Source organism: Sporichthyaceae bacterium (assembly GCA_036493475.1).
Lineage (GTDB): Bacteria > Actinomycetota > Actinomycetes > Sporichthyales > Sporichthyaceae > DASQPJ01.
The window spans coordinates 18,350-45,089 of sequence record DASXPS010000081.1 but is presented as its reverse complement, the minus strand read 5'-3'; the positions used below and the strand labels follow the sequence as shown (position 1 = coordinate 45,089).

Below are 26,740 nucleotides of genomic sequence, written 5' to 3'. Positions count from 1 at the left end.
GCTGGCCAACGTCATCCTCACCAACGGGGCCAGGCTCTACGTCGACCACGCGCATCCCGAGTACTCCACGCCCGAGTGCACCAACCCGCGGGCGGCGGTGATCTGGGACAAGGCGGGGGAGCGGGTGATGGCCGAGGCGGCCACCAAGGCCGCCACCGTGCCGGGGGCCGCGCCGATCCAGCTGTACAAGAACAACACCGACAACAAGGGCGCCTCCTACGGCTGCCACGAGAACTACCTGATGCGCCGGTCCACGCCGTTCGCGGACATCGTGCGGAACCTGACCCCGTTCTTCGTCTCCCGGCAGGTCGTGTGCGGGGCCGGGCGGGTCGGACTGGGCGCCGACGGCAGGAACGAGGGATATCAGATCAGCCAGCGGGCCGACTTCTTCGAGGTCGAGGTCGGCCTGGAGACGACGCTCAAGCGGCCGATCATTAACACCCGCGACGAGCCGCACGCCGACCCGGAGAAGTATCGCCGGCTGCACGTGATCATCGGCGACGCGAACCTTGCCGAGGTCTCCACCTACCTAAAGCTGGGCACCACGTCGCTGGTGCTGTCCATGATCGAGGACCGCTTCCTGTCCTCGGACCTGTCCGTGCAGGCACCGGTGCAGACGTTGCATCAGGTCTCCCACGATTCCTCGCTCAAGCATCTGATCACCCTGCAGTCCGGCCGCAAGCTCACCGGCGTGCAGTTGCAGATGGAGTACTGCGAGCAGGCCCGTAAGTACGTCGAGGACCGCTACGGGGCCGACGCGGACGATGTCACCCAGGACGTGCTCAACCGTTGGGAGTCGGTGCTGACCCGGTTGGCCACCGACCCGATGAGCCTGTCCCGCGAGCTGGACTGGGTGGCGAAGCTGGAGTTGCTCAACGGTTACCGCGAGCGCGACGGCCTGGACTGGGACGCGCCGCGGTTGCACTTGGTCGACCTGCAGTACTCCGACGTGCGGCCGGAGAAGGGCCTGTACAACCGGCTGGCCGCCCGCGACCGCATGGAACGCATCGCCGCGGAGGCCAAGGTGACCTGGGCGATGACCAACCCGCCGGAGGACACCCGGGCCTACTTCCGTGGTCGCTGCCTGGATCAGTACCCCGACGAGATCGCCGCGGCGTCCTGGGACTCGGTCATCTTCGACCTGCCCGGTCGGGACTCGCTGCAGCGGGTACCGACCCTGGAGCCGCTGCGCGGGACCCGCAAGCACGTCGGTGACCTGCTGGATCGCTGCGCGACCGCGGAGGACCTGTTGCGCACGCTCGCGGGCGGCTGATCAGGCCCGGCCGGGCGGTTCGGGCGATTCGGACACCGCGGCGAGCAAGTCGCCGGTAAAATTGGCCGTACGATCGGTGCGCTCGTGCGCGTCGCAGAATCGAAGGAGGCCCGGTGGCGACCAAGGACACCGGCGGCCAGCAGCAGGCCCGTAAATCCGACTCGACCGAAGAAGCGACCGAGGCGCAGTCGAGCACCGATGTAGCAGAACGGCACGAGAAGCTCTCCGACGACGTCGACTCGATCCTCGACGAGATCGACGAGGTGCTCGAGGAGAACGCCGAGGAGTTCGTCCGCTCGTTCGTTCAGAAGGGCGGCCAGTAGCCGGAGCGGATCAGCGCTCAGCGAACGCACCGTTCCCCGCGGGGACGGTGCGTTCCTGTCTGGATAGGGTCGGTCCCCACGAGCTAACGCCTTCGAAGGGACCTGCGTGACCACCATCCCCGACAACTCCGGACGCGTCCCGGCCGCCTTCCTGAGTCAGGGCACCTCGTCGTTCACCGACTTCCTGACCTCGTACGCCCCGGAACTCCTGCCGCACCGGCGGGCGATCCCGCCGGGCGCCCGCGTCGAGGCACCGCACGCCACCACGATCGTGGCGGCCACCTTCCCCGGCGGCGTGGTGATCGCCGGCGACCGGCGCGCGACGATGGGCAACATCATCGCCCAGCGCGACATCGAGAAGGTCTTCGCCGCGGACGAGTACAGCTGCGTGAGCATCGCGGGCACGGCGGGCATCGGTCTGGAGATGCAGCGACTGTTCCAGGTCGAGCTGGAGCACTACGAGAAGATCGAGGGCACCACCCTGTCGCTGGATGGCAAGGCCAACCGGCTGTCCACGATGATCCGCAGCAACCTGGGCCTGGCGATGCAAGGCCTCGCGGTGGTCCCACTGTTCGTCGGGTACGACACCGAGACCGGTGAGGGCCGCATCTTCAGCTATGACGTCACCGGCGGCCGCTACGAGGAGTCCAACTACCACTCGGTCGGCTCGGGTTCGATCTTCGCCCGCGGGGCGCTGAAGAAGCTGCACCGGCCGGGCATGACCGCCGACGAGGTGATCCGGGTGCTGGTGCAGGCGCTCTACGATGCCGCCGATGACGACTCGGCCACCGGGGGGCCGGACCTCAGCCGGGCCATTTGGCCGGTGGTCTTCACGATCACTACTGATGGCGCGCACCGGCTGCCCGACGAGGAGATCGGTGCGGTCGTGCGCAGCGTGGTCGAGGGTCGGTTGTCCGCTCCCGACGGCCCGCACGCCACGAGCTGACTCACAGTCAGTTCCTCCGCATGCTGACAGGCCCACAAATGAGAGGTAAGGCGCCGCGGTGACCACCCCGTTCTACATCTCGCCCGAGCAGATCATGAAGGACAAGGCGGACTATGCCCGCAAGGGCATCGGCCGGGGTCGGTCCGCCGTCGTCCTGCAGTACGAAGCGGGCATCCTGCTGGTCGCGGAGAACTGGTCGCCCGCGCTGCACAAGATCAGCGAGATCTACGACCAGATCGCCTTCGCCGCCGTGGGCCGATACAACGAGTTCGAGAACCTACGGATCATGGGTGTGCGCATCGCGGACCTGCGCGGCTACTCCTACGACCGGCGCGACGTGACCGCCCGCGGCCTGGCCAACGCCTACGCCCAGACCCTCGGCACGATCTTCTCCTCGGCCGGCGAGAAGCCCTTCGAGGTGGAGTTGGCGGTGGCCGAGGTCGGCGCCACGGCTGAGGATGACCAGATCTATCGGTTGACCTACGACGGCTCAGTGGCCGACGAGCACGGCTACATGGTGATGGGCGGTCAGACCGAGCCGATCGGGGCCTTCCTGGAACAGAACTACGTCGCCGGGCAGGGCCTGGACGCAGCGATCATGCTGGCCGTGCGGGCGCTGGGTCAGGGCGGTCAGCCACCCAACGCGGATGGCCCGCGGGCCATCGCGGCCAACCAGCTCGAGGCGGCCGTGCTGGACCGTTCGCGGCCCAAGCGCAAGTTCCGCCGGTTGACCCGAGCCCGGCTCGAGCAGATCCTGGGCGCCGCCCCGCCGCCCCCGCCCCCGCCCGCGGCACCGGCCGCGGCGGAGGCCGACGAGAATGCCCGCCCGCCGGTCGGCCCGGAGCCGCCCAAACCGGGTAGCACCGAGACCGGCGGCGCAGAGGGCCCTGCGCTGTGACATTTGCGGGCTCCGCCCGCGTCCCGCTGTGACATTTGCGGGCTCCGCCCGCGTCCCGCTCGCGCCGCCACCGCCGCCGCTACGGTCTTAGGCTCCTCCGGTCGCTCGTTCCTCGCTCTCTGCGTCGCCTGCGACCTGCGCTCTGGCGGAAAGCGGCGCTCGCCATTGCGGTTCGCGACGTGTGCTGAGGGCGGCGGGCGTAATGTGACGAGCATGGATCGCCGCATCTTCGGGTTGGAGAACGAGTACGGCGTAACGTGCACCTTTCGCGGGCAGCGGCGGTTGTCGCCCGATGAGGTGGCGCGTTACCTGTTCCGTCGGGTTGTCTCCTGGGGCCGTAGCAGCAACGTCTTTCTGCGCAATGGCGCCCGGCTGTACCTCGACGTCGGCTCACATCCTGAGTACGCCACGCCCGAGTGCGACAACGTCATCGACCTGGTCACCCACGACAAGGCGGGCGAGCGCATCCTCGAAGGCCTGCTGGTGGACGCCGAGCGGCGACTACGCGAGGAGGGCATCGCCGGCGACGTCTACCTGTTCAAGAACAACACCGACTCGGCCGGCAACTCCTACGGCTGCCACGAGAACTACCTGGTTGCCCGGCACGGTGAGTTCTCCCGACTGGCCGACGTGCTGATTCCGTTCCTGGTCACCCGTCAGATCATCTGCGGTGCCGGCAAGGTGCTGCAGACCCCGCGTGGCGCGGTGTACTGCGTGAGCCAGCGGGCCGAGCACATCTGGGAGGGCGTCTCCTCGGCGACCACCCGGTCCCGGCCGATCATCAACACCCGCGACGAGCCGCACGCCGACGCCGAACGCTATCGCCGACTGCACGTCATCGTCGGTGACTCGAACATGTCCGAGACCACCACGATGCTCAAGGTGGGCTCCACCGACCTGGTGCTGCGGATGATCGAGTCAGGCGTGGTGATGCGTGATCTCACCCTGGAGAACCCGATCCGGGCCATCCGCGAGATCTCCCACGACATGACCGGCCGCCGCAAGGTGCGCCTGGCCAACGGTCGGGAGGCGAACGCGCTGGAGATCCAGGAGGAGTACCTGTCCAAGGCGCGGGACTTCGCCGCGCGCCGGGCGCTGGACGACGGCGTGGTCAAGCGGGTGCTGGACCTGTGGGAGCGCACCTTGCTGGCGGTGGGTGCGGAGGACCTGGGGCCGGTGGAGCGGGAGATCGACTGGGTCATCAAGTACCGGCTGATCGAGAGCTACCGCGCCAAGCACGACCTGGCGCTGTCCGCCCCGCGGGTGGCGCAACTGGACCTGGCCTACCACGACATCAACCGGCACCGCGGCCTGTACTACCTATTGGAGAAGAAGGGCGCTGTGGAGCGCGTGGCTCGCGACCTGGCCATCTTCGAGGCCAAATCGGTGCCGCCGCAGACGACCCGGGCGCGGTTGCGTGGGGAGTTCATCCGCCGGGCCCAGGAGCGGCGCCGCGACTTCACCGTGGACTGGGTGCACCTGAAGTTGAACGATCAGGCGCAGCGCACCGTGTTGTGCAAGGACCCGTTCCGGCACACCGACGAGCGCGTGGAGAAGCTCATCGCCTCGATGTGAGCCCGCGCGCGCCTAGACTCCAGCAGCAATCCTGTCGAGGTGAGGGTGTCCATGCGACGTGCCGCCGCGCTGCTGTTGAGCCTGGGCCTGGTGCTGAGCGGGTGCGGCGGTCATGCCAAGCCGCAGGCGACGGGCGTCCCGCAGGACCTGCGCAACACCGATGCCCCGTTCGCCTTCCCGACGGTGTCCAGCAATGACCTCGGTGTGGACCCCACGATCACCGCGAGTACCTCCCCGCCCGCGGAAACGATGCTCAAGGTCCTGCACCAGGGCAGCGGGCCCGCGCTCACCGCGGCCGACATTGTCGTCGCCGATCTCAAGGGTCAGGTTTGGGAGAACGTCGGGAAGGGCCTGCAACCGTTCCAGGACACCTTCGCCAACGGTGATTTGTTCGTGCAGCCGCTGAACAAGGTGATTCCCGCCTGGACCGCGAAACTGCCCGGCGTGCAGGTCGGCTCCCGGGTGCTGCTGATCGCCGCGTCGAAGGATGCATTCGGGCTCAAGCCCCCGGCCGGCACCAACATCCTGCCCAACGACACCCTGATGTTCGTGATCGACGTGCTCGGCGCCTTCCCCCGCGACCGGGGGCCGGTGGGGGCCGTACAGACGGTCACGAAGGACGCGTCGCTGCCCACCGTGTCCGGCACCACCAACCCGACGGTCAGCGTGCCCAAGGGCAAGGCGCCGACCTCGCTGGTCCAGCAATTGCTGGTGGCGGGCAAGGGGCCGAAGGTGAAGGACGCCCAGTGGCTCGCGGTGCAGTACACCGGGCTGATCTGGGGCACCGGCAAACCGTTCGACTCGACCTGGACCCGCCCGGACGGGGCCACTCCGGTGGCCATTCGGATGGCGCCGCCGGGCACCCTCAACGGCACGCCGGTCGGCGGAGCGGTCAGAGGTCTGATCCAGGCCTTGGTCGGCCGGGCCGTGGGCAGCCGGCTGCTGGTGGTGGTTCCACCGGCGTTGGGCTACGGCGCCGCCGGCAACACCCGGGCGGGCATCACGGCGAAGGACACCCTGGTCTTCGTCATCGACATCCTCGGCGCTTACCGCACCGGGGTGCTGGCCGCCTCAGCCAAGTAGCGCGGCCGCGTGTCGCCCGGCCGCGGCGGCGGCCAGGAAGTAGTCGGGGTCGTCATCCAGCCCCCGGCCCATGCTGGACAGCGGCACAGGTGAGGCGCGCAGCGCCGCGTCCAACCCGGACAGCTCCACGTCCACCAAGCGGTGCCGACCGGACAGCGCGGCGCACTGGGTTCGCACCCGCTGCCCGAACTGGCCGGGTAGGGCGGGCACCGCGATGTCCGCCGCGGCCAACGCCACCCGGCCGTAGGCCGTCAGGCTGTGGTGCGAGACGCCGCGGTGCCGCTCCCGTGGATCAGCGGCCGACACGCGCAGGGCGCCGACCGGCCGACCACCGAGCGCCGCGGCGGCGTTGACCGCCTCGCCCGCGGCCACCCCGGAGAACCCCCACCGGGACTCCGTGCCCAGGTTGCCGGGTCCCTGGGTGACCACCGCAATCTGCGCCCCGGCGACCAAACTCGCGGCCAACAACCCGGAGTGCACGGTCACCGCCTCCAGATCGCCACCGAAACACTGCCCGGTGCTGACCGTGGCCACCAGCCGGCCCGCCTCCCGCAGCCCGGCCACGGAGCGGGAGAACCACACCGGCAGCGCCCCACCGTCGGTGCTCACGTGCACCACCCGGGTGCCGGGTCGATCGGCCTCGATCGCCGCACTGACCGCCGGCAGGGCGGAGTGCAGATCGGCCACCACCACCGGCATGCCGGCCAGGTCATCGGCCTCGGCCAGCAGGTGATGGTGCGTCCCGCCGGGTTCGTCGGCACCGGCGACCATCACTTGCAACGGGGTGTAACGGGCCTTCACCAGGTGTCCCTCCGGCGCCGCGTCGGGTGGCAGCCGTTCGGGCAACGCCACCACGATGGCCAACCCGCCGGTGCCCAGGCCGTGCAGCAGCGCGTTGACGTTGAGCAGCACCACGTCACCCACCGTCGGGGTGCCCACCAGGGCTGGATAGGCCAGTGCCGGCAGCGGGCCGGCGTCGGTGTCCACGGTGAGCTCGATGGCCCCCGGCCACTGCGCCTGCACGGCGCTGACCACCCCGCGCCGCCAGCGGATCACCCGGCGAACGCTACCCGTGTGCCGACCCGACACTGCGGCCCGCCGGCGATTGTTCCCAGCGGTCAGTAGGTATGGTCGGGCCGGGAGGTGGGGCGGTGTCCGCGAGACGTACCGAACGGCTGCTCAATCTCACCATCTGTCTGCTCGCCACCCGACGCTATCTGACGAAGGATCAGATTCGACGGGCGGTGCCCGGCTACGTCGAGTGCGCGACCGACGAGGCATTTGAGCGGATGTTCGAGCGGGACAAGGAAGAGCTGCGTGAGCTCGGCATCCCACTGGATACCGGGACACTGGACCGGCTGCACGGGGACGAGCTCGGCTACCGGATCGACCGGGAGGCCTACGCGCTACCCGACGTGTCGTTCGCACCGGATGAGTTGGCGGTGCTGGGTCTGGCCGCGCGGGCCTGGCAGCAGGCCTCGCTGTCCACCGCGGCGGGCACCGCGCTGCTGAAGCTCAAGGCGGCCGGAGCTGACCCGGACTCCTCCGGGTTGCTGGGCCTCGAGCCGCGGCTGAGCGCCGGTGAGCCCGCGTTCGCCGCGCTGTGGGCCGCGGTGCGCGAGCGACGCGTCGTGCGCTTCGACTACCGGGCCGGGCAGGACGTCACGGTGGCCACCCGTCGGGTGGAGCCCTGGGGCCTGCTCACCCGGAACGGGGCCTGGTACCTGGTGGGTTTCGACTCCGACCGCAACGCCCCCCGGGTATTCCGGGTCGGTCGGATCACCGGCGACGTGCACGGCGAGGGTCAGCCGGGCGCGGTGGTGGTGCCGCCCGGCACCGACATCCGTGACCAGTTGGCGCGCATGATCCCGCCGGAGCCGCGCAGCACCGCTGCGGTGCAGGTGCGTGAGGGTGCCGGGTTGGGACTGCGCCGCACCGCGTCCGCAGCGCGACCGGCCGAGCCCGGCTGGGATCACCTCGAGCTCGGCTACTGGGACATCGACCGGATGGCCGGCGATCTGGTCGCGCACGGCGACGCCGTCGTGGTGCTCGCCCCGGAGGAGCTGCGCAGCGCGGTGATCGAGCGGTTGCGCGTGCTGGCCGGAGCCACGTCGTGAGCGGGGCTGCGGACCGACTCAGCCGACTGCTTGCGCTGGTGCCCTACCTGCTCAACCGGCAGGGCATCGCGCTGGAGGAGGCGGCGGCCGCTGCCGGGGTCAGCGAGGCGCAGCTGATCAAGGACCTGGAGCTGTTGTTCGTCTGCGGCCTGCCCGGCCATTTGCCCGACGACCTCATCGAGGCGGAGTGGGAGGACGGCCGGGTGTTCCTCGGCAACGCGGACGCCATCGACCGCCCGCTGCGGTTGGGCATCGACGAGGTGGCCGCGCTGCTGGTCGGGCTGCGCCTGCTGTCCGGCCTGCCCGGCGCGGGGGAGTCCGAGGCGTTGGAGAAGGCCATCGCCAAGCTGCAGGAGGTGGCCGGGTCCACCGCCTCCGACGCCGACGACCGGGTCGGGGTGGCGCCGCCGGAGGTGCCCGCGGCCGACGTGCTGGCCGGCGCCCGGACCGCACTGGCGCAGGCCAAGCGTCTGCACCTGCGCTACTGGGTGCCGTGGCGAGACGAGTCCACCGAGCGAGATGTGGACCCGATGCGTCTGGCCCTGGTGGACGGGCACACCTACCTGGAGGGCTGGTGCCACCGGGCGGAGGACGTCCGGCTCTTCCGCCTGGACCGGGTCCTGGCGCTCCAGGTGTTGGACACCCCGGCCACCCCGCCGGCGAAAGCCGGCCGGGACCTGGACGCGGGGCTGTTCCGTCCCGGCGCGGACGACACCGTGGCCACCTTCCGACTCACCCCGCGGGCCCGTTGGGTCAGCGAGTACTACCCGTGTGAGGCGCTCGAGGAGCAGCCCGACGGCGGCACCGTGGTGCGCTTGCGCACGGCAGACCCGGCCTGGGTGGTGCGGTTGGCGCTGCGGTTGGGTGCCGACGCGGCGCTGCTCGACCCGCCGGAACTCGCGGACACGGTGCGGTTACAGGCCAGTGCGGCCCTGGCCGCGTACGGTGAGGGTCTGTGAGGCCGAGATGACCCAACTAAAGGTCACCTGCCCGGCGTGCGGGCACGTGCGGGTCAACGCCGCCGATGTGCGCATCGTGGTGAGCGCGCCGCCGAAGGGCTCCTACTACGTGTTCGGCTGCCCGGACTGCTCGTTGCGGGTGCGCCGGCCGGTGACTGCGGACGTGGTCGAGGAACTGGTGGCCCGGGGCGTTCCGGCGGTACGGGCCCTGGTCGGTGCGGGCGCCCGGGGTCGGCCTCCGTCGGCTACCGTCTAGGCGTGTGGATCGCGCTCTGGGTGTTGGTCGGTGTCGCCGGGCTGCTCGTGGTTGCGATACCTGCGGTCAGATTATTCGGGCATGTGCGAGTACTCAACCGCGAGGTTCGGCGTGTATCCGGCGAGCTCCGTGACGCCAGTACGGCGTTGCATCAGGCGGCCGGAGACCTGTCCCGTACCCGGCACTGACCGGGCGTGCGGCTACCGGCCGTTAGCGATCTTCGCCGTCCAATAACTCTGAGATGTCCCTTAACGGGTCATTCGGCTGTAATCTGACACCACCGACGAGAGGCATAGGAAATGGGCAGGCTCGGAACCGGCGAGATCATTCTTCTCGCACTTGTCGTGATGCTGCTGTTCGGCGCAAAGCGGATGCCAGACATGGCCAAGTCCCTCGGCGAGTCGCTGCACATCTTCAAGAAGTCGATCAGCAGCAATGACGACGACGGCAACGCTGCGGCGCCGCAACCGCGCCAGGTGAGCGGCGTGGTCGAGCCTCCGGACAACCGCACCGACAGCTGATATTGCTGCTGCTGCAATGAGCGCGGGCATCGGAAATCGGGCGCCGCGCGGGTCGGCCTCCGATGCCAACCGCATGCCGCTGATGGAGCATCTGCGGGAATTGCGGCGGCGGCTGGTCCGCTCGCTGATCGCCATCATCATCGGCGCGGTAGCCGGTTGGTACTTCTACGACCACATCGTGCACGCGATGATCGACCCGGTCTGTCAACCGGGTGTGAAGGGTGTCTCCACCGGCCGCTGTGGGGCGCTGGTCGTCACCGGTGTGGTGGGCCCGTTCTCCCTGCAGATGAAGGTCGCGCTGTTCGCCGGCATCGCGTTCGCCTCCCCGGTTTGGCTCTACCAGTTCTGGGCGTTCCTGGCGCCGGGTCTGCACCGGCACGAGAAGCGCTGGGCGTACGGGATCGTCGGGGCCGGCGTGCCGCTGTTCGCCTTCGGGGCGTGGCTGTCCTACCTGATTCTGCCCACCGCCGTGCGCGTGCTGCTCGGGCTGTCCCCGACCGACGTGCACAACCAGATCCCGCTGGACGATTACCTCAACTTCGTGCTGCGCATGCTGTTCGTGTTCGGCATGTCCTTCGAGCTGCCGCTGGTCATCGTCATGGCCAACCTGGCCGGGCTGGTCAGCGCCCGCCGCGTGCGCTCCTGGTGGCGCGGCATGACGTTCGGCATCTTCGTGTTCGCGGCGGTGGCCACGCCCACCGGCGACCCCGGCACGATGACCGTGATGGCCACGCCCATGGTCTTCCTGTACGGGTGTGCGATCGTCATCACCACCTTCATCGATCGCCGACGCGCACGAGCCGCAGCCCAGCTCTAACCGTCTGCAAGGCTGAGGTCCATGTCCTCCCCGGCTGAGCGGTACGCCGCCGCGCGCCTGCGCGCCGTCTCCGAACGCACCGCGCTGCACCGTTTCGCGGAGGATTACCCGTTCGGGCTCGACGAGTTTCAGGTCCACGCCTGCCGCGCGCTGGAGGCCGGCTCCGGCGTGCTGGTGGCCGCGCCCACCGGCGCGGGCAAGACGGTGGTCGGCGAGTTCGCGGTGAGCCTGGCCCTGGCCGCCGGCCGCAAGTGCTTCTACACCACGCCGATCAAGGCGCTGTCCAACCAGAAGTACGCCGACCTGACGGCCCGGCACGGCCGGGACGCCGTCGGGCTGCTCACCGGGGACAACACCATCAACGGCGAGGCGCCGGTGGTGGTGATGACCACCGAGGTGCTGCGCAACATGCTCTACGCGGGCTCGGCCACATTGCGCGGGCTGGGGTTCGTGGTCATGGACGAGGTGCATTACCTGGCCGACCCGTTCCGCGGCGCGGCCTGGGAGGAGGTGATCATCCACCTACCCGAGTCGGTCACCCTGGTCTCGCTGTCCGCCACGGTGTCCAACGCCGAGGAGTTCGGCGATTGGCTGCAAACGGTGCGGGGCAGTACCGAGGTCATCGTCTCCGAGCACCGGCCGGTGCCGCTGTGGCAACACGTGATGGTGCGGGACCAGATCGTCGACCTGTTTGTCGACGACGCTCAGCAGCAACTCAACCCGGAACTGGTGCGGTTGGCCCGCCACTCCTTTGATGATGGCCCGTCAGGTCGGCGCGGTCGTCGCCCCGGCCCACCCCGCCCCCGCGGCATGGTGCCCAGCCGGGCCGAGGTGGTCCTGCGCCTGGACCGAGCCGCGCTGTTGCCCGCCATCACCTTCATCTTCAGCCGGGCCGGCTGCGATGCCGCCGTCGAACAGTGCCTGCGCGCGGGCCTGCGGCTGAACACCGACGACGAACGCGACGCCGTCCGCCGACTTGCCGAGATCACGGCGGCGAGCATCCCGGAAAGCGATCTCGCGGTGCTCGGCTATCGCGGTTGGTTGGAGGGCCTGGAGCGGGGGATCGCTGCCCACCACGCCGGAATGCTGCCCGCTTTCCGCGAGGTGGTAGAGGACCTGTTCGTACGCGGTCTGGTCAAGGCGGTCTTCGCCACCGAGACCCTGGCGCTGGGCATCAACATGCCGGCCCGGGCGGTGGTGCTGGAGAAGTTGGTCAAGTTCAACGGGGAGACGCACGCGGACATCACGCCCGGGGAGTTCACCCAACTCACCGGCCGGGCCGGACGGCGGGGAATCGACGTCGAGGGCCACGCGGTGGTGCTCTGGCAGCCGGGGCTGGACCCGCGCACGGTGGCCGGTCTGGCCTCGGCGCGCACGTTCCCGCTGCGCTCGAGCTTCCGTCCGTCCTACAACATGGCGGTGAACCTGGTCGGTCAGCTCGGCCGGGACCGGGCGCGGGCCCTGTTGGAGACGTCGTTCGCCCAGTTCCAGGCAGACCGTTCGGTGGTCGGGTTGGCCGCACAGATCCGCAAACAGGACGACCTGTTGGCCCGTCAGATCGCCGCCGATGCCTGCGATCGCGGGGACTTCAGCGAATACTTCGCGCTGCGCGCCGCGTTGTCCGAACGGGAGAACGAACTGGCCCGACAACGCTCCCGGGACGGCCGGGCGCGCATCGCCTCGTCGCTGGACAAGCTGCGCCGCGGCGACGTCATCGTGGTGCCGCGGGGCCGGTTTGCCGGCATCGCCGTGGTGCTCGATCCGGGTCCGGCCGATGAGGGTCCGCGGCCCACTGTGGTCACCGCGGACCGGCAGTACCGACGGTTGTCCGAGGCGGACTTCGCCGGACCGGTGGAGCCCCTGGGGCGGGTGCGCATCGCCGGTTCGTTCAACCCGCGCTCCCCACAGGCCCGCCGGGATCTGGCAAGCACCCTGCAGCACAAAGGGTTTCGCGCCGATTCCAGCCGGCCGCGCAAGGCTCCGGCGGGGGGCGATGACCCGGAGGTGAGCCGGCTGCGTCGTGAGCTGCGCGCGCACCCGTGCCACTCCTGCCCGGACCGGGAGGAGCACGCCCGGCGCGCGCACGGCCGCCAACAACTGTGCCGGGACACCGAGAAGTTACGCGTCCAGGTGCAGAACCGCACCGGCACCATCGCGCGCACCTTCGACCGGGTCTGTGCCGTGCTCGACGCGCGCGGCTACCTGGACGGCGACCGGGTGACCGATCAGGGCCGGCGGTTGTCCCGGCTGTGGACCGAGTTGGACCTGCTCACCGCGGAATGCCTGCGGCGCCGGGTGTGGCAGGACCTGACGCCGGCGGAGTTGGCGGGGTGCGTCTCGATGCTGGTTTATGAGTCGCGGCGGGCTGACGACGACGGACCACCGCGGTTGCCCGAGGGTCGGGTGCGCGAGGCGTTGACCGAGATGACCCGGCTGTGGGGCGAGTTGGACCGGGTGGAGAAAGATCACCGGGTCTCGTTCCTCCGCGAGCCGGATCTCGGTTTCGTCAGCGTGGCCTACCGCTGGGCGAACGGGCGCGCGTTGGACGCGGTGCTGCGGGACGCGGACCTGTCGGCCGGGGACTTCGTCCGCTGGTGCAAGCAGTTGATCGATCTGCTCGGGCAAATCGCCGCGGCCGCGGAGCAGGAGACCGCGGCCATCGCGCAGGCGGCTATCGCCGCTGTTCGACGCGGCGTGGTGGCTTACTCCTCGGTCAGCGGGGGTTAGCCCGCGGCCAACTCGGACAGGACGAGCAACACCCGGTTCAATGGCCCGGCCAGCCCCCAGCGATCGGAGAGCGCGAGCAGCGCCTCCGGATCGCGAGGAGTGGCCGGCAGCCGGGCATCCAGCTCAGGCACCGGCAGATCCCGGACCACCCCCACCACCGTCGGGGCCACCGCCAGGTAGTCCGAGGCGCCCAACAGCTTTCCGCGCAACCCCGGCGCGATGCCTGACCCCGGGTCAGCGGCGGCGGACAGCACCCCCGCCACATCCCCGTGGGCGGTGATCAACGCCGCGGCGGTCTTGTCCCCGACACCGGGCACGCCGGGCAGCCCATCGCTGGGATCACCACGCAACGTGGCGAACGCGGCGTAACTGCGGCCGGGGATCGCGTACTTCTTGGTCACCGCGGCCTCGTCGACGATCTCCAACTTGCTGACCCCGCGGGCGATGTAAAGCACCCGTACCCGACGATCGTCGTCCACCAACTGAAACAGGTCGCGGTCCCCGGTGACCACGTCCACCGGGCAATCCGCGGTGCAGGCCAACGTGCCGATCACGTCGTCGGCCTCGTAGCCCGCCATGCCCAGGTGCACCAGGCCGAGGGCGTCCAGCACGTCGAGCATGATCGGCACCTGCACCTCGAGCGCGTCCGGTACCTCTTCGGCGTTGACAACCGCGTCGGCCACCCGGTGCGTCTTGTACGACGGGATCGCCTCGACCCGGAACGCCGGGCGCCAGTCAGCGTCCAGACAGGCCACCAGGTGGGTGGGTCGACGCAGCCGGACCAACGTCGCGATGAAGTCCAGCAGCCCCCGCACCGCGTTCACCGGAGTACCGTCCGGAGCGCGCACCGAGTCGGGCACCCCGAAGAACGCCCGGAAGTACAACGACGGGGCATCGAGCAGCATCAGTTCCGGCACACCCGCAGCTTGCCGGCCTGACAAGATTGCGGCATGTCCAACGTCTTCGCCGCCCGTCTGACCCGCGCCCGGGCCGCCACCGCCGCCGCCGGGCTGGACGCCCTGTTGATCACGCCGGGGCCGGACCTGCGCTACCTCACCGGCTACGTGGCCAAGCCGCTGGAGCGGCTGACCTGCCTGGTGCTGCCCGCGCATGCCGACCCGGTCTTGATCGTGCCGTTCCTGGAACGCGCGGCGGCCGAGGCGGCCGGAGTGGGGGAGCTGGGCCTGGCCATCGCGGACTGGCAGGAGACCGACGATCCGATCGCGCTGGTCGGCAAGATCCTGCCCGCGGGCGCCGCGGTGTACGGCGTGGACGATCACATGTGGGCGGAGAAGGTGCTCCGGCTGCGCGCCGGGCTGCCCGGTGTCGAGCAGGCCCTGGCCGGTGGCGTGCTGCGTGACCTGCGCATTCGCAAGACCGCCGAGGAGATCGACGCGCTGCGCGAGGCCGGTGCGGCGATCGATCGGGTGCACGACCGGATCGCGGAATGGCTCAAGCCCGGCCGGACCGAGCGGGAGATCGGCCGGGACATCGCCGAGGCGATCGTGGCCGAGGGCCACGTGCGCGCCGACTTCGTCATCGTCGGCTCCGGTCCGAACGGCGCCAGCCCGCACCACGAGGTGTCCGACCGGGAGGTGCAGGTTGGCGACCCAGTGGTGGTCGACATCGGCGGTACCACCGAGGCCGGCTACTGCTCGGATGAGACGCGCACCTATGCGGTGGGGGAGCCGGACGCGGAGTTCCGCCGGTACTACGAGGTGTTGCGGGTGGCCCAGCACGCGGCTTGCGATGCGGTGCGGCCGGGCATCGGGTGCCAGGAGGTGGACCGGGTGGCCCGGCGGATCATCGCCGAGGCCGGCTACGGCGAGTACTTCATTCATCGCACCGGTCACGGCATTGGGCTGGAGGGCCACGAGGATCCCTACATCGTGGAGGGCAACGCCGCCGCGCTGGAGCCCGGCATGGCGTTCTCCGTCGAGCCCGGTATCTATCTGCCGGGCAAACACGGTGCTCGCATTGAGGACATCGTGGTGTGCACCGAGACCGGCGGGGAGCGGCTCAATCTGACGCCCCGTGAGTTGACGGTGTTGCCCGCCTGACCTGCCCGGGTGTGGCGATCCGGGTGCCGGGGCTACGGTGGGCGGCGTGGAGGAGATCGACCGGCAGATCGTCGAGCTGCTGTGCGCCGATGGGCGGATGAGTTTCACCGACCTCGGCAAGCGCACCGGGCTGTCCACCTCGGCCGCCCAGCAACGGGTGCGCCGCCTCGAGCAACGCGGCGTGCTGCGCGGCTACACCGCGGTCGTGGAGCCCGACGCGATCGGGCTGCCGCTGACCGCGTTCATCTCCATCAAGCCCACCGACGCTGCGGCGCCGGACGACGCGCCCGACAAACTGGCGGGGATCGCCGCGATCGAGGCCTGCCACAGCGTGGCCGGGGATGAGAACTACATCCTCAAGGTGCGGGTGGCCACCCCGGGCGCATTGGAGGCGCTGCTGGGCGAGATCCGCAGCACCGTGAACGTGTCCACCCGGACCACCGTGGTGCTCTCCACGCCCTATGAGAACCGACCGCCGGGGCTGCCCGGCTGAGCGGGGGAACCAGGCCGGCGCCGGAACGTTTAGGAATCCACAGGGTAAATCCGCGTGCTCCGCCGCAAATGGGACGAGACAGTGATCACGGCGGCGGGGTCGGCGAAGGGGCACGGAATGCGGCGGGTGCGGACGGTCTGCGGTCTCGGTATCGCCGGCCTCCTGCTCGGCGGGTTGACTCTCACGCCGGGCGGCACCGCGAAGGCCGCTGCTCCGGCCGCCGACCTGCTCGACGCCGCCTCCGCGACGTTGTCCGACGTCGCCGAACTCCCGATCGGCGTGCACTACCCGTTGGACGCCTCGGTCGGGCCGACGTTGGCCGCATGGCGGCAAACCCCGTCCGGTGCCGCGCAGTTGCGCCGGCACTCCGGGTCGACGCCGGCGGTGGGGACCAAACGCATGTGGCCGGCCCTGGATCAGGTGAAGGGCGTCGTCTACACCAAGCGGTACACGCTTCGCGGCGTCGGCAAGAACATCGAGGTCTGGGTGGCCACCGGGCCCGGCCCGGACGGGGTGATGGGCACCGATTTCCCCAAGGGCGACTGTCGTTACGAGGTGTCCGGCAGCACCACGATCACCGATGCGGAGATCGCCGCATTGATGAATCAGTACGACAACAACATCCTGCCCAAGGAATCCAAGGCGTTCAGCGTGGCCCCACCGCGCGATGGTTCGAAGAAGACCGAAAACGACGACACCAAGGGCCTGGACTTCAGCGGTGACGGCAACAAGACCGTGACGCTGGTCGACAACGTGCGGGACCCGAACTTCTACGACTTCCCGAAGAACCAGACCTACGTCGCCGGGTTCTTCTCCGCGCAGTTCAACGACCTGACCGACCGCAACGTGATGACCATAGACGCCTACGACTGGACGCACCGCACCGGCGTCGACCCGAGAGACGACCAGAACCCCGACATCTGCAAGTCGCGGCCGTCGCGTCCGCGGCTCTACGAGGGCATCTTCGCCCACGAGTACCAGCACCTGTTGCAGCACTACGTGGACCCGGCCGAGGTCAACTTCATCAACGAGGGGCTGTCCGACTACGCGATCAGCCTGACCGGTTACGCCTCCACCACGCACACGGTGTTCCAGAAGAAGAACGAGAGCCACATCATCTGTTTCAACGGCTTCGGCATCGTGCGCACCAAGTACAACCCGAACCCACAACCATGCGGTGGGCCGGAGAACTCCTTGACGCTGTGGGGCGACGAGGGCGACGGCGGGGAGATCCTCGCCGACTACGGCGAGGCCTGGTCCTTCCTGCTCTTCCTGAAGGACCGCTACGGTCCGAAGATCCTGGAGTCCATTCACCGCGACGGGCAGTACCAGGGACTGACCGGCGTGCAGGTGGCGTTGGACAAGTACGGCAAGCACGCCAAGGTCGCCGACGTGCTGCACGACTTCCAGTTGATGACGCTGCTGGACAAGCTGGTCTCGCAGGGCAAGGTCAGTGGCATCTCCCGCGCGCGGGTCAGCACCCCCAGCCTGAACTCCTCGATCAACCTGTTGAACCCGGCCGCCTACATCAAGCCCGGCGCCGCCCCGAACGGCGCCGACTTCGTGCCGCTGCGCACCACAGGCGCGGGCTTCCTGCCCGGTAAGGCGCTGTCGGAGTTCGGCTTTGCGGGCGCGCACGGGTTACCCGCAATTCCGCTGGCCTGGACCGAGGTGCCGAAAACCCCGTTGCTGCCGCCGCTGATCCTGCCCAGCGTGCCGAATGCGCCGCCGCCCGATCCCATCGTGCTGCCGGATCTCGGCCCGCTGCCCATTGACCACCCCGCGTTGTTCTCCGGCAACTCCTCCAACACCGATGCCTCCGCGGTGTTCCGGGTGACCGTGCCCAGCAACGCCCCGCGACTGACCTACACCTCCAGCTGGTCCATGGAGGACGGCTTCGACTGGGGCTACACGGTGATCTCCACCGACGACGGGAAGACCTACCGGACGCTGGGCAACGCCAACACCAAGCCGACCCGTGACCCGGCCCCGGACGGGCAGGCGTTGACCGGCTCGTCCCCGATCGCAACCCCGCAGACCTTCGATCTGGCCCCGTACGCCGGGCAGAGCGTGATCCTCGGCTTCCGTTATGTCTCCGACCCGCTGGTCAACGCCGGTGGCTGGTACATCGACGATGTCAAGGTCGGCGACACGGTGATCAGCGACGGATCGTCCATCGCGCCGTTCAAGTCGTTCACCGAAATGCATCCGGTGGTCGTGCACAACTGGTCGGTCGCGCTGGTGGGACTCGACGAGGCGCACCACCGGGCGCATGTGGCCCGTTTCAACGGCAGGTTCGACCTCACACTGACGAAGAGTCAGATCAAGGAGTTCGCGGGGTATCCGACGTTGGTCGCGGTGATTTCCTACGACGATCCAACGGAGACGGTGCAAACGTATGCGCCGTACACCCTCACCGTGGACGGGGTGGGGCAGGCCGGCGGGCACTGATCGGGTCGGGCGCGCCACCCTCGTGGGCCGGCCGTCGAAACCGCACCAGGGCGACGACCGCGACCAACAGCGCGGCGGGCAGGTAGCAGCGTTGCTGCATCGCCGTGTCACCCACGCCGAGGAAGTCGCGGCTGTAGACGGGGTAGGCCGCCGCGGCCACCAACAGCCACTCCGGTCGGCAGGCGGCCGCGGCCAGCGCGATCAGCAGTAGGCCGTACCAGGGCTCGCTGGGTTCGATCACCGCAAAGGTCACGCCCGCGATCAGCACGGCGCCGTCCACCGCCGGACGGGTGCGGGTCATCCACCACGCCCAACCGGCGACCGCGGCGATGACGAGCACGGCGAGCACGGGGGCGGCGGAGTCGCCGACCAGCAGGCGCAGCACGCCGAACCGCTTCTCGCCGGAGTAGCCCTCCTCGTGCAGATAGCCGGGCAGGTAGCCGAACACGTGTGTGCCGACCGCGATCACGTGCGGCAGATAGCCCACAGCGACGAGCGCGGCCGCGGCACCCAGCAACAGCACGGCGCGACGGGCCAGTAACGCCGGGCCGACCAGCGCGGGGATCAGCTTCACCGCCACCGCGGCGCCGAACAGCACGCCCGCTGCCGCGATGCGGCGGGTCGTGGGCGCGGCGCGGGCAACCAGGCCCAATGTGCCGAGCAGGAACACCACGCCCAGCACGTCGATGTGCGCGTTGTTGCCGCACTCCAACCACACCGTCGGACACCACGCCCACCAGGCCGCCCAGCGCGGATCCCGGCCGTGCGCGCGTAACACCCACAGCAGCACCACGGTGGCGAGTACGGCCAGCGCGGCGGCCAGGGCCTGCGCGGCGCGCAGTCGGTGCTGCTGCGGGGACACCGCGTGCAGGCCGAGGAACGCGGCCTCGGCCACCGGCGGGTAGATGGTGTGCACGTCCGGGCGGTTGATCCGCACGCAGCCCTGGCCCGGTTGGGTGAACCCGCAGTATTCCGGGTGGCCGCGTGCCGGCCCCGGCACGCCCGCGGCGCCGGGGAAGATCCATGGGTCGCGCAGCGGTTCCAGCGCCGGGTCGGTGGGCGCGTAGCGGTACGGGTCGATGCCGTGCGCCTGCACGGTGCCGTCCCAGATGTAGCGGTACCAGTCGTCGGTGGTGGTGGGCCGCCAGTTCATGGCGAGCAGCTGTAACGCCAGCCCGCCGAGCAGGATCAGCGCCACCGCGGCGCGGCGGGGTACCAACCGCGCGCACGCCGCGGCGATCGCGAAGATCACCCAGCAGATCGCGTACCAGGTCATCACCCGCCGGCCGCCGGCTGTGGCCGGCCCGTTGAGGTGCAGCGTCCATGCCGCGGTGCCGCACAGGCCGGTCAACGCCAGGACGCCGCCGACCGAGCCCCAGCGTGCCGCGTGCCTCATCCGCGGCGGGTCAGCCGGCGCATGAGGTAACACACCGCGGAGACGGCAAACAACACCGCGCTCACGAACAGCCAGTGCGGTCGGTAGGCGTCGGTGTTCCGCCCGGTGGCGTAGTGGAAGGACTGCGCCTTGCGCAGGATCAGCGGGGACCAGACTGCGAACAGCAGCGCGCTGATCGCCGCCGGGACGCGGACAAAATTCAGCCAGGGCACGCGTCCGGGTCGTCGTCGCCACACGGCCACCAGGGTCGCATCCAGGCCGATGTAGGCCGGCACCAGCACGGCGTCGTGCAGCACTGCGCTGCCCACCAACCATTGGGCGACATCCAGGCGTCGCTCACCCAAGAGCACGTGCAGGGCGAGCGCGGCCACCACGAACCCGGCCAACAACACTGCCAGGTGCGCCGGGTGGGCGCCGTAGCGACGGCGCAGCTGCTCGACAGCGCGCGCCACGTCAGGCCTCGAAGGTCAGGCTGCGGACCCACTTGGTGTTCCGCACGCCAGGGTTGTTGGGCACGATGATGCGCGCCGGGAAGCCGTGGTCACGGGAGAGGTCCACCCCGTTGACCCGCAGCGCGAGCAGGCTGTCCGGATGGCGGATTTGATTGCCCGCGAGCCGACCCTGGCCGAACTCCCCGCCGTTGGTCTGCAACGACTGCACGAACACCGAACGCGCACCGGGCAACCCGGCCAGCGCGGCCAGGTCACGCAGTCGCACCCCCTCCCAGTGCTGCGGCGGCACCGACCAACCCTCGACGCAGGCGATCGGCAGATGCGATCCGTGCAGCGGCATGGCCAGCAATTGCTCGCGGCGCAAGGAGTGGACCCCGTCAGGGCCGTGCACCTCCAGGCGCCACGTGTCGTCGGCGCCGCGCACCCCCACGTCGTCGGCGAAGATGTTCACGGTGAAGTCGTTGGGACCACTGCCCTGCACGAAGCCGCCGCGTGGGGCGAGTAGGGCGACCCGGCGAAGGGGGCCGCCGATGCTCTGACCCGCCGTCAGCGCGAACAGGGCCAGCGAACTACCCGCGACCAGGCCGAGCGCACCCCGGCGGGAGATGCTCGGCGCGGACGGTTGCGCGGCCACCAGGCCGTGCTCGACGTACGGCTCGGGCGTGGTGTGCGCGAGGTCGACCCGCAGCTCATTCCGTAGCCGCCGTTCGCGCAGCGCCCGGCGCATCACCGGAATCTTGATGGCCGCATGGGTCAGGAAGCCCGCCATGAACACCCAGGCGCCGTAGTAGTGCAGCCGATAGAACGAACCGGGGAACCGGTACCAGTACTGGATGTTCAGCAACCCGGTGACGAAGGTGAACACCGCGCCGCCGACGAGCAGGAAGAGCGACGCCCGTTCCACAGCCTGCGCGGGGGAGCGCACTGGTGGCCACTCGAACAGCTTCGGGATCACCGACCACAACTTCGCCAGCAACACCGGGACGAGCGTCACGCCCAGCGTGACGTGGATGCCCTGGCTGAGCCGGTAACCCCAACTCGGGTGGGTGGGCCAGTGGAACGGGATGAAGGTCAACAGGTGGGAGCCCTCGCGGCCGCCGTTGCCGGGCAGCCACGGGTTGTAGGCCAAAAAGGACAGCAACCCGGTGAGGAACAGCACCGGCACGCCGAGCAACAACACCGTGCCCAACACCGAGGTCAGCCACGGACCCCGAATCGGGCTGCGCCAGAAGGACTTCCGGAACGGGCCGGGCGGCGGGTTCTCGCTGATGCGTCGGTTCAAGGTCTGCAACTGGTTGCGCACGTCCACCCGATCAACCTAGGGGCGCGGCCGCCGTCTGGGATCTCTCCGGCTGCTTACCGCTCGCGAACGTCCCCGCCGTGCGCGCGCAGCTCGACGAAGTGTCGGCCGTCGCAGTGCCACCCGGAACGCTGCCGGAATCCGCAATCGAGCGCGACGCGGCGCAGCGCGGGCGCACCGATCCGGGCCCAGGGGAATGCGCCCACCGCGCGGCCGTCCGGCGCGGTCACCTCCACCTCGAGGCGGCGGTCGGTATCCGTTGGCTCCACCTCGATAAGCGCGCGGCCACCGGGGGCGAGCAGTTCGCGGATGCGGGTGAGCAGCCCGCCGACATCGCCGCCGATGCCGATGTTGCCGTCCGCCACCACGGCGCAGTGCCAACGTCCGGCGCCGGGCATGCGCTCGAAGACCGAGCGGCGCAGCGCCAATCCGCCACGCGAACGGGTCAACGCGATGGCCGCGGGTGCTACGTCCACGCCCAGCGCGGGAATGCCGCGCACGGCGAGCGCGGCGACCAGGCGACCGGGCCCGCACCCGATGTCCAGCGTCGGGCCGTGGCAGCGCGCCAGCACTGTTTCATCGGCGGCGTCCGGGGTGCGCAGCCAACGGCGCACATCGAACGGCAGTGCCTCGCCGTCGCGTTCCCGGACGTGCATGCCGAGCTCGTCCCACAGCGCGCGGTCGTAGTGGTCCACGACCGCGGGTTGCCAGGCGGTGGAATCCAGCCAGGTGGTCACGCCCGCACCGCGCCGGCGGTGAATCGGGTGTGCAGCGCGGCAAAGCGGGTGTGCGGGGCCAGGGCGGCGACCTCGACCGCGCAGGCGGCGGTGTCCACGTCGCGCAATCGGGGCAGCATCCCGACGCGCAGGCCGGCGTCCACCAAGCGACCCACCTGTACCGCACCGGTGCAGTCCCGCGACATCGGCACTCCCCGGACCAACGTCGGGTCCGACCGCGCCAGGCCCAACGCCCAAAACCCGCCGTCCTCGGCCGGGCCGAACCACGCGTCGTGCGCGGCGAACGACACCGTTAACTGACTTACCGTCATCTGCGGGGTGTCCATGCCGACCAGCAGGACGGCGCCGGTCACCGTGTCCAACGCCGCCGCGATGCGCTCGTCGAGCCCGCCGCGGACCTGTGGCAGCACGTCGAAGCCGGCGGGCAGCCAGTCACCCGGCGCTCCGTCCAGCACCACGACCCGGCGTCGGGCCGGCGCGGCCAGCGCCACCTGCAGGGTATCGGCCAGCGCGGCCGCGGCCAGCGCGGCGGCCTCGTCGGGAGTGAACGGCGGGGTCAGGCGCGTCTTCACCCGGCCCGGCAGTGGCGCCTTCGCCATCACCAGGATGGTGAGCTCGCTCGTCATCGGGCGAGCACCGCACGCATGTCGTGCACCGCCCGCAGGGTGCCGCGCACCGTCCCGGTCACTTTCGACCTCCCGGTGCGCGGGGCATAGTCCACGTCCTGCTCGGTCACCCGCAGGTCGGCCCCGATGGCCGCGATCACCATCTCCAACGGATAGCCGAATCGACGGTCGGTCAGATTCAGCGCGAGCAGGTCCGTGCGCCGCGCGGCCCGCATCGGACCCAGGTCGCGCAGCCGAACCCCGGTACGCCGGGACAGGTGACGGGCCAGCACCCGGTTCGCCAGTTGCGCGTGTAGCGGCCAGGCCCCGGCCGTGGGTATGCGACGTCCCAGCACCAAATCAGCTTGCCCTGCACGGACCGGATCAACCACGCGGTGCAGTTGGCGTAGGTCCAGCGACGCATCGGCGTCGCAGAAGCAGACGATCTCCGCGCTCGCGGCGACCAGGCCCGCGTGGCAGGCCGCGCCGAAACCGCGCTGCGGTTCGGCGACCACGGTCGCCCCCAGTCGGGTGGCGATCTCCGCCGAATCGTCGGTGGATCCGTTGTCCACCACGATGGGGCGTACCCACCGTGGGCAGCCGGCCAGCACCGTGGGCAGCGCGGCGGCCTCGTTCAGGCAGGGCAGCACCACGTCGACCCGGATCGGCGGGTCCGCGACTGGCTGCACGGGTTCACCGTAGAGGCCGCCCGGCACCGCCGGGCGAGCAGAGGCTTACGGTCCGCGAACGGCCGCGCGCGTACCGCCGGGACCAGCCCTGTTCTCCCTAGACTCAACGGCGTGACGGCCCGGGTGCTGGTGGTGGAGGACGACCTGACGGTCGCCGAGGTGGTATTGGCCTACCTGCGGCGCGCCGGCTATCTGGTCGAACATGCCGCGGACGGCCCCAGCGCTCTGGCGGCGGCCGAGGCGAACCGGCCCGACCTGGTGGTGCTCGATTTGATGCTGCCCGGCATCGACGGGCTCGAGGTGTGCCGGCGTCTGCAGGAGTCGGGTCCGATCGCTGTGATCATGCTGACGGCGCTGGGCGCGGAGAGCGACCGGGTGCTCGGCCTGGAGGTCGGCGCCGACGACTACGTCACGAAGCCTTTCAGCCCCCGGGAGCTAACCCTGCGCGTGCGCTCGGTGCTGCGACGTTCCGCCCCGGCGCCGGAGGAGGACGGGCTCACCGTGCTCTCCGCGGGCGGACTGCGGGTCGATGTCACCGGGCACCGGGCCACCCGCGGCGGAGCGCCGTTGGCGCTGACGACCCGTGAGTTCGACCTGTTGGCGTTCCTGCTCGCCCACCCCGGCGAGGCGTTCACCCGCGAGGCCCTGATGCGACAGGTGTGGGGTTGGGAGTTCGGCGATCAGTCGACGGTCACCGTGCACGTGCGTCGGCTGCGGGAGAAAATCGAGGACGACCCCGCCGATCCGCGGTTGCTGGTGACCGTATGGGGCGTCGGCTACCGCTTCGACGCACCGGCCGCTGATCGCCAGGGGGCGGCTCTGTGAGCGACAAGGTCCAGGTGGTGCTGATCGCCATGGCCTGGGCGGGGACGGTTGCGGTGGCCGGCGCGCTGTCGTTGCGCGCGTTGCGCTATCGCCCGATGCGCCAGTCCCTGCTGGTGTTGTGCCTGACGACGGTGGGCGCGGTGATCGCGGCCACCGTCGGCACCGCGCACGCCATGTTCCTGTCCCACCACGACTACGGGGTGCTGCTGATCGTCAGCGTGGTGGTGGCGGCGCTGATGACCGCGGTGTCCGGGCTCTACGCGCGCATGCTGACGGCGAGCAGTCGGGCGCTGGCCGCGGAGGCCCGGGCCATCGGCGATGAAACCGTCGACCACGACGGTTACCGCGCAACCCGGCCGGCGCGGCCGGGCAGTGCCGAACTGGTCGCGCTGAGCCGGGAACTGGATGCCGCTCGGGTCCGGTTGGCCGAGTCCCGGGCCCGGGAGGCGGCCCTGGAAAGCTCCCGTCGCGAGCTCATGGCCTGGGTGTCGCACGACCTGCGTACCCCGTTGGCCGGTATCCGGGCCATGGCCGAGGCGTTGGAGGACGGCGTCGCCGAGGACGAGGACCGCTACCGCAAGCAGATCCGCATGGAGGTTGACCGGCTGGCGGGCATGGTCGATGACCTCTTCGAGTTGGCGGTGATCAATGCCGGTGCGCTGCGGTTGTCGTTGGACCGGATCAGCCTGGCCGATCTGGTCAGCGATACCTTGGCCAGCGCGGACGCGCTGGCCCGGGAGCGCGGCGTGGCGCTGCGTGGGCACGCCGACGGCAACGTCGCGGTGCGCGCCGACAGCCGCGAACTGTCGCGGCTGATGAGCAATCTGGTGGTGAACGCGATCCGGCACACGCCGTCGGACGGCACCGTGGAAATCCACCTGTCCGCGGACGCGGAGCGCGCCATGATCGCCATCACCGACGGCTGCGGTGGCATACCGGAAGAGGACCTGCCCCGGGTGTTCGACGTGGCCTGGCGCGGCACCAATGCCCGCACCCCCGGGCCGGACGGCGGCGCGGGTCTGGGGCTCGCCATCGTCCGCGGCATCGTCGAGGCACACGCCGGCCAGATCACGGTGGCGAACATCGCCGGCGGTTGCCGCTTCGAGGTGTCCCTGCCGGTCCTGGCCTGACCCCTCCACCCGACAACTTCGTCCGGCAAGGATGAGGGGTTCAGGCGCGCAACGGGGCGGCGGCGAACTCGGCCATGCCCGCGGCGAAGTCCTCCGTCGGGGTCCAGCCCAGCTCGGTGCGTAGGCGCTGCGACGACGCGGTGATGTGCCGGACGTCGCCGAGGCGGTACTCCCCGGTGACCACCGGGTCCGGCCCGGCACACGCCTGCGCCAGCGTCCGGGCCATCTCGCCCACGGTGCGCGGTGTGCCGCTGCCGACGTTGTAGGCGCGCAGGCTGCCCGCGGCGATCGGAGCTCCGTCCGCGGTGGCGTCCAGTGCGGCGAGATTGGCGGTGGCCACGTCGCGTACATGCACGAAGTCGCGCCGCTGCCGGCCGTCCTCGAAGACCAGGGGCGGCTTTCCGGCCGCGAGCGCGGACCGAAAGATGCTGGCGACACCGGCGTACGGGGTGTCCCGTGGCATCCGCGGGCCGTACACGTTGTGGTAGCGCAGCGCGGCCACCCGCGCCCCGGTCACCCGCGCTGCGGCCGCGGACAGGTGCTCCTGCGCCAGCTTGGTCGCCGCGTAGACGTTGCGCGGATCGGGGATCGCGTCTTCGCCGACCAGATCCGGGCTCAGCGGGCGCCCGCAGGTGGGGCACGGCGGATCGAACGCGCCGGAGTCCAGCGCCGTCCTGGTGCGTACTCCGGCGGGCAGTACACCGTGCTCCGCGCAGCGGTAGCGACCCTCGCCGTAGATCACCATGGAACTGGCCAGCACCAGCCGGCGCACGTCGGCCCGACCCATCGCCGCCAGCAGTACCGCGGTGCCCAGGTCGTTGGCCCCGACGTAGTCCGGGGCGTCGTCCAGGTTCAACCCCAGACCCACCATGGCCGCCTGATGCAGCACGGCGTCCACCCCATCCAGCGCGGCCGCGACCGCCGCGGGGTCGCGCATGTCGGCCCGGATGAACTCGGCAGCTGACGGGACATCAGGTTCGACCCGATGCACCGCGGGCAACAACGAGTCCAGCACCCGCACGCGGTGCCCGGCGCCCAACGCCGCCGCGACGACGTGCGAGCCGATGAACCCGGCGCCCCCGGTGACCAGCAATCGCACCGGGGCAG

26 protein-coding genes are annotated in these 26,740 nt (G+C 70.3%); 17 read left to right on the top strand and 9 right to left on the bottom strand.

Features of this window, described 5'->3' with window-relative positions; genetic code table 11:
* From dop to VGJ14_09020, 6 genes are all read left to right on the top strand, one after another.
* On the top strand, nucleotides 1–1,273 hold a 1,273-nt coding region (dop, locus tag VGJ14_09045; protein ID HEY2832558.1), incomplete at its 5' end, for a depupylase/deamidase Dop.
* A 113-nt stretch (nucleotides 1,274–1,386) separates the two neighbouring features.
* Nucleotides 1,387–1,596, top strand: coding sequence for a ubiquitin-like protein Pup (locus VGJ14_09040; GenBank protein HEY2832557.1), 210 nt, complete (start codon nucleotides 1,387–1,389; stop codon nucleotides 1,594–1,596).
* Nucleotides 1,597–1,702: 106 nt separating this feature from the next.
* Nucleotides 1,703–2,542, top strand: a complete 840-nt coding sequence (gene prcB / locus VGJ14_09035) for a proteasome subunit beta (GenBank protein HEY2832556.1) — start codon at nucleotides 1,703–1,705, stop codon at nucleotides 2,540–2,542.
* A 58-nt stretch (nucleotides 2,543–2,600) separates the two neighbouring features.
* A complete protein-coding gene (gene prcA / locus VGJ14_09030) occupies nucleotides 2,601–3,440 on the top strand; it encodes a proteasome subunit alpha (protein HEY2832555.1) in 840 nt (279 codons plus the stop codon).
* A 213-nt stretch (nucleotides 3,441–3,653) separates the two neighbouring features.
* Nucleotides 3,654–5,015 carry a Pup--protein ligase gene (gene pafA / locus VGJ14_09025; protein HEY2832554.1) on the top strand — a complete coding sequence of 454 codons (1,362 nt, stop codon included), beginning with the start codon at nucleotides 3,654–3,656 and terminating at the stop codon, nucleotides 5,013–5,015.
* Between the two features lie 51 nt (nucleotides 5,016–5,066).
* Complete coding sequence (locus VGJ14_09020; protein ID HEY2832553.1) at nucleotides 5,067–6,098, top strand: FKBP-type peptidyl-prolyl cis-trans isomerase; 1,032 nt, start codon at nucleotides 5,067–5,069, stop codon at nucleotides 6,096–6,098.
* Here VGJ14_09020 and VGJ14_09015 read toward each other — a convergent pair.
* Nucleotides 6,087–7,154 (bottom strand): DUF3866 family protein, encoded by a 1,068-nt coding sequence (locus VGJ14_09015; protein HEY2832552.1) that lies wholly within the window; start codon nucleotides 7,152–7,154, stop codon nucleotides 6,087–6,089. The genes VGJ14_09020 and VGJ14_09015 overlap by 12 nt on opposite strands.
* A gap of 95 nt (nucleotides 7,155–7,249) precedes the next feature.
* Between VGJ14_09015 and VGJ14_09010 the strand changes: the two genes are divergently transcribed.
* The 6 genes from VGJ14_09010 to VGJ14_08985 all read left to right on the top strand — a co-directional run bounded on the left by VGJ14_09010 (nucleotide 7,250) and on the right by VGJ14_08985 (nucleotide 13,495).
* On the top strand, nucleotides 7,250–8,215 hold the full coding sequence (locus tag VGJ14_09010; protein ID HEY2832551.1) for a WYL domain-containing protein: 966 nt from the start codon (nucleotides 7,250–7,252) through the stop codon (nucleotides 8,213–8,215).
* Nucleotides 8,212–9,174, top strand: a complete 963-nt coding sequence (locus VGJ14_09005) for a WYL domain-containing protein (protein HEY2832550.1) — start codon at nucleotides 8,212–8,214, stop codon at nucleotides 9,172–9,174. The genes VGJ14_09010 and VGJ14_09005 overlap by 4 nt, the downstream gene beginning before the upstream one ends.
* A gap of 7 nt (nucleotides 9,175–9,181) precedes the next feature.
* Nucleotides 9,182–9,430, top strand: a complete 249-nt coding sequence (locus VGJ14_09000; protein ID HEY2832549.1) for a hypothetical protein — start codon at nucleotides 9,182–9,184, stop codon at nucleotides 9,428–9,430.
* A 299-nt stretch (nucleotides 9,431–9,729) separates the two neighbouring features.
* Nucleotides 9,730–9,951: a Sec-independent protein translocase subunit TatA gene (locus VGJ14_08995; protein ID HEY2832548.1), complete on the top strand. Its 222-nt coding sequence runs from the start codon at nucleotides 9,730–9,732 to the stop codon at nucleotides 9,949–9,951.
* A 16-nt stretch (nucleotides 9,952–9,967) separates the two neighbouring features.
* Entirely contained in the window at nucleotides 9,968–10,768 is an 801-nt protein-coding gene (gene tatC, locus VGJ14_08990) for a twin-arginine translocase subunit TatC (GenBank protein ID HEY2832547.1), read from the top strand.
* 21 nt (nucleotides 10,769–10,789) lie between these two features.
* Nucleotides 10,790–13,495 carry a DEAD/DEAH box helicase gene (locus VGJ14_08985; protein HEY2832546.1) on the top strand — a complete coding sequence of 902 codons (2,706 nt, stop codon included), beginning with the start codon at nucleotides 10,790–10,792 and terminating at the stop codon, nucleotides 13,493–13,495.
* Here the strand turns inward: VGJ14_08985 and VGJ14_08980 are convergent.
* Complete coding sequence (locus tag VGJ14_08980; protein HEY2832545.1) at nucleotides 13,492–14,412, bottom strand: 5'-3' exonuclease; 921 nt, start codon at nucleotides 14,410–14,412, stop codon at nucleotides 13,492–13,494. The genes VGJ14_08985 and VGJ14_08980 overlap by 4 nt on opposite strands.
* Nucleotides 14,413–14,445: 33 nt before the next feature.
* On the opposite strand from VGJ14_08980, the gene VGJ14_08975 reads away from it, so the two are divergent.
* The 3 genes from VGJ14_08975 (at nucleotide 14,446) to VGJ14_08965 (ending at nucleotide 18,499) form a co-directional block, all read left to right on the top strand.
* The gene (locus VGJ14_08975; GenBank protein ID HEY2832544.1) at nucleotides 14,446–15,555 is read left to right on the top strand and encodes a Xaa-Pro peptidase family protein; all 1,110 of its coding nucleotides are present in this window, start codon (nucleotides 14,446–14,448) and stop codon (nucleotides 15,553–15,555) included.
* 46 nt (nucleotides 15,556–15,601) lie between these two features.
* Entirely contained in the window at nucleotides 15,602–16,048 is a 447-nt protein-coding gene (locus VGJ14_08970; protein HEY2832543.1) for an Lrp/AsnC family transcriptional regulator, read from the top strand.
* Nucleotides 16,049–16,165: 117 nt separating this feature from the next.
* Nucleotides 16,166–18,499: a hypothetical protein gene (locus tag VGJ14_08965; protein ID HEY2832542.1), complete on the top strand. Its 2,334-nt coding sequence runs from the start codon at nucleotides 16,166–16,168 to the stop codon at nucleotides 18,497–18,499.
* On the opposite strand, the gene VGJ14_08960 is transcribed toward VGJ14_08965, so the two are convergent.
* The 6 genes from VGJ14_08960 to VGJ14_08935 are packed head-to-tail and all read right to left on the bottom strand — an operon-like array spanning nucleotide 18,462 to nucleotide 23,678.
* On the bottom strand, nucleotides 18,462–19,895 hold the full coding sequence (locus VGJ14_08960) for a glycosyltransferase 87 family protein (protein HEY2832541.1): 1,434 nt from the start codon (nucleotides 19,893–19,895) through the stop codon (nucleotides 18,462–18,464). The genes VGJ14_08965 and VGJ14_08960 overlap by 38 nt on opposite strands.
* The gene (locus VGJ14_08955; GenBank protein HEY2832540.1) at nucleotides 19,892–20,347 is read right to left on the bottom strand and encodes a hypothetical protein; all 456 of its coding nucleotides are present in this window, start codon (nucleotides 20,345–20,347) and stop codon (nucleotides 19,892–19,894) included. Before VGJ14_08955 ends, VGJ14_08960 begins: the two co-directional genes overlap by 4 nt.
* A gap of 1 nt (nucleotide 20,348) precedes the next feature.
* A complete protein-coding gene (locus VGJ14_08950; GenBank protein HEY2832539.1) occupies nucleotides 20,349–21,656 on the bottom strand; it encodes a molybdopterin-dependent oxidoreductase in 1,308 nt (435 codons plus the stop codon).
* 47 nt (nucleotides 21,657–21,703) lie between these two features.
* Nucleotides 21,704–22,384, bottom strand: a complete 681-nt coding sequence (locus VGJ14_08945) for a class I SAM-dependent methyltransferase (GenBank protein ID HEY2832538.1) — start codon at nucleotides 22,382–22,384, stop codon at nucleotides 21,704–21,706.
* The gene (locus VGJ14_08940; GenBank protein ID HEY2832537.1) at nucleotides 22,381–23,010 is read right to left on the bottom strand and encodes a DUF2064 domain-containing protein; all 630 of its coding nucleotides are present in this window, start codon (nucleotides 23,008–23,010) and stop codon (nucleotides 22,381–22,383) included. The genes VGJ14_08945 and VGJ14_08940 overlap by 4 nt, the downstream gene beginning before the upstream one ends.
* Nucleotides 23,007–23,678, bottom strand: a complete 672-nt coding sequence (locus VGJ14_08935) for a glycosyltransferase family 2 protein (protein HEY2832536.1) — start codon at nucleotides 23,676–23,678, stop codon at nucleotides 23,007–23,009. The genes VGJ14_08940 and VGJ14_08935 overlap by 4 nt, the downstream gene beginning before the upstream one ends.
* A 111-nt stretch (nucleotides 23,679–23,789) precedes the next feature.
* Between VGJ14_08935 and VGJ14_08930 the strand changes: the two genes are divergently transcribed.
* Both VGJ14_08930 and VGJ14_08925 read left to right on the top strand, forming a co-directional pair.
* Entirely contained in the window at nucleotides 23,790–24,503 is a 714-nt protein-coding gene (locus VGJ14_08930) for a response regulator transcription factor (GenBank protein HEY2832535.1), read from the top strand.
* Nucleotides 24,500–25,633: a HAMP domain-containing sensor histidine kinase gene (locus tag VGJ14_08925; GenBank protein ID HEY2832534.1), complete on the top strand. Its 1,134-nt coding sequence runs from the start codon at nucleotides 24,500–24,502 to the stop codon at nucleotides 25,631–25,633. Before VGJ14_08930 ends, VGJ14_08925 begins: the two co-directional genes overlap by 4 nt.
* A gap of 40 nt (nucleotides 25,634–25,673) precedes the next feature.
* Here VGJ14_08925 and VGJ14_08920 read toward each other — a convergent pair whose 3' ends face one another.
* A complete protein-coding gene (locus VGJ14_08920) occupies nucleotides 25,674–26,732 on the bottom strand; it encodes an NAD-dependent epimerase/dehydratase family protein (protein ID HEY2832533.1) in 1,059 nt (352 codons plus the stop codon).
* Nucleotides 26,733–26,740 lie beyond the last annotated feature (8 nt).

Excerpts from the sequence above, each read along its gene's own strand:
- pafA (HEY2832554.1), top strand. The coding sequence starts at position 3,654 with ATGGATCGCCGCATCTTCGGGTTGGAGAACGAGTACGGCGTAACGTGC.
- VGJ14_09020 (HEY2832553.1), top strand. The coding sequence starts at position 5,067 with ATGCGACGTGCCGCCGCGCTGCTGTTGAGCCTGGGCCTGGTGCTGAGC.
- VGJ14_09000 (HEY2832549.1), top strand. The coding sequence starts at position 9,182 with ATGACCCAACTAAAGGTCACCTGCCCGGCGTGCGGGCACGTGCGGGTC.
- VGJ14_08995 (HEY2832548.1), top strand. The coding sequence starts at position 9,730 with ATGGGCAGGCTCGGAACCGGCGAGATCATTCTTCTCGCACTTGTCGTG.
- tatC (HEY2832547.1), top strand. The coding sequence starts at position 9,968 with ATGAGCGCGGGCATCGGAAATCGGGCGCCGCGCGGGTCGGCCTCCGAT.
- VGJ14_08985 (HEY2832546.1), top strand. The coding sequence starts at position 10,790 with ATGTCCTCCCCGGCTGAGCGGTACGCCGCCGCGCGCCTGCGCGCCGTC.
- VGJ14_08975 (HEY2832544.1), top strand. The coding sequence starts at position 14,446 with ATGTCCAACGTCTTCGCCGCCCGTCTGACCCGCGCCCGGGCCGCCACC.
- VGJ14_08965 (HEY2832542.1), top strand. The coding sequence starts at position 16,166 with ATGCGGCGGGTGCGGACGGTCTGCGGTCTCGGTATCGCCGGCCTCCTG.
- VGJ14_08960 (HEY2832541.1), bottom strand. The coding sequence starts at position 19,895 with ATGAGGCACGCGGCACGCTGGGGCTCGGTCGGCGGCGTCCTGGCGTTG.
- VGJ14_08940 (HEY2832537.1), bottom strand. The coding sequence starts at position 23,010 with ATGACGAGCGAGCTCACCATCCTGGTGATGGCGAAGGCGCCACTGCCG.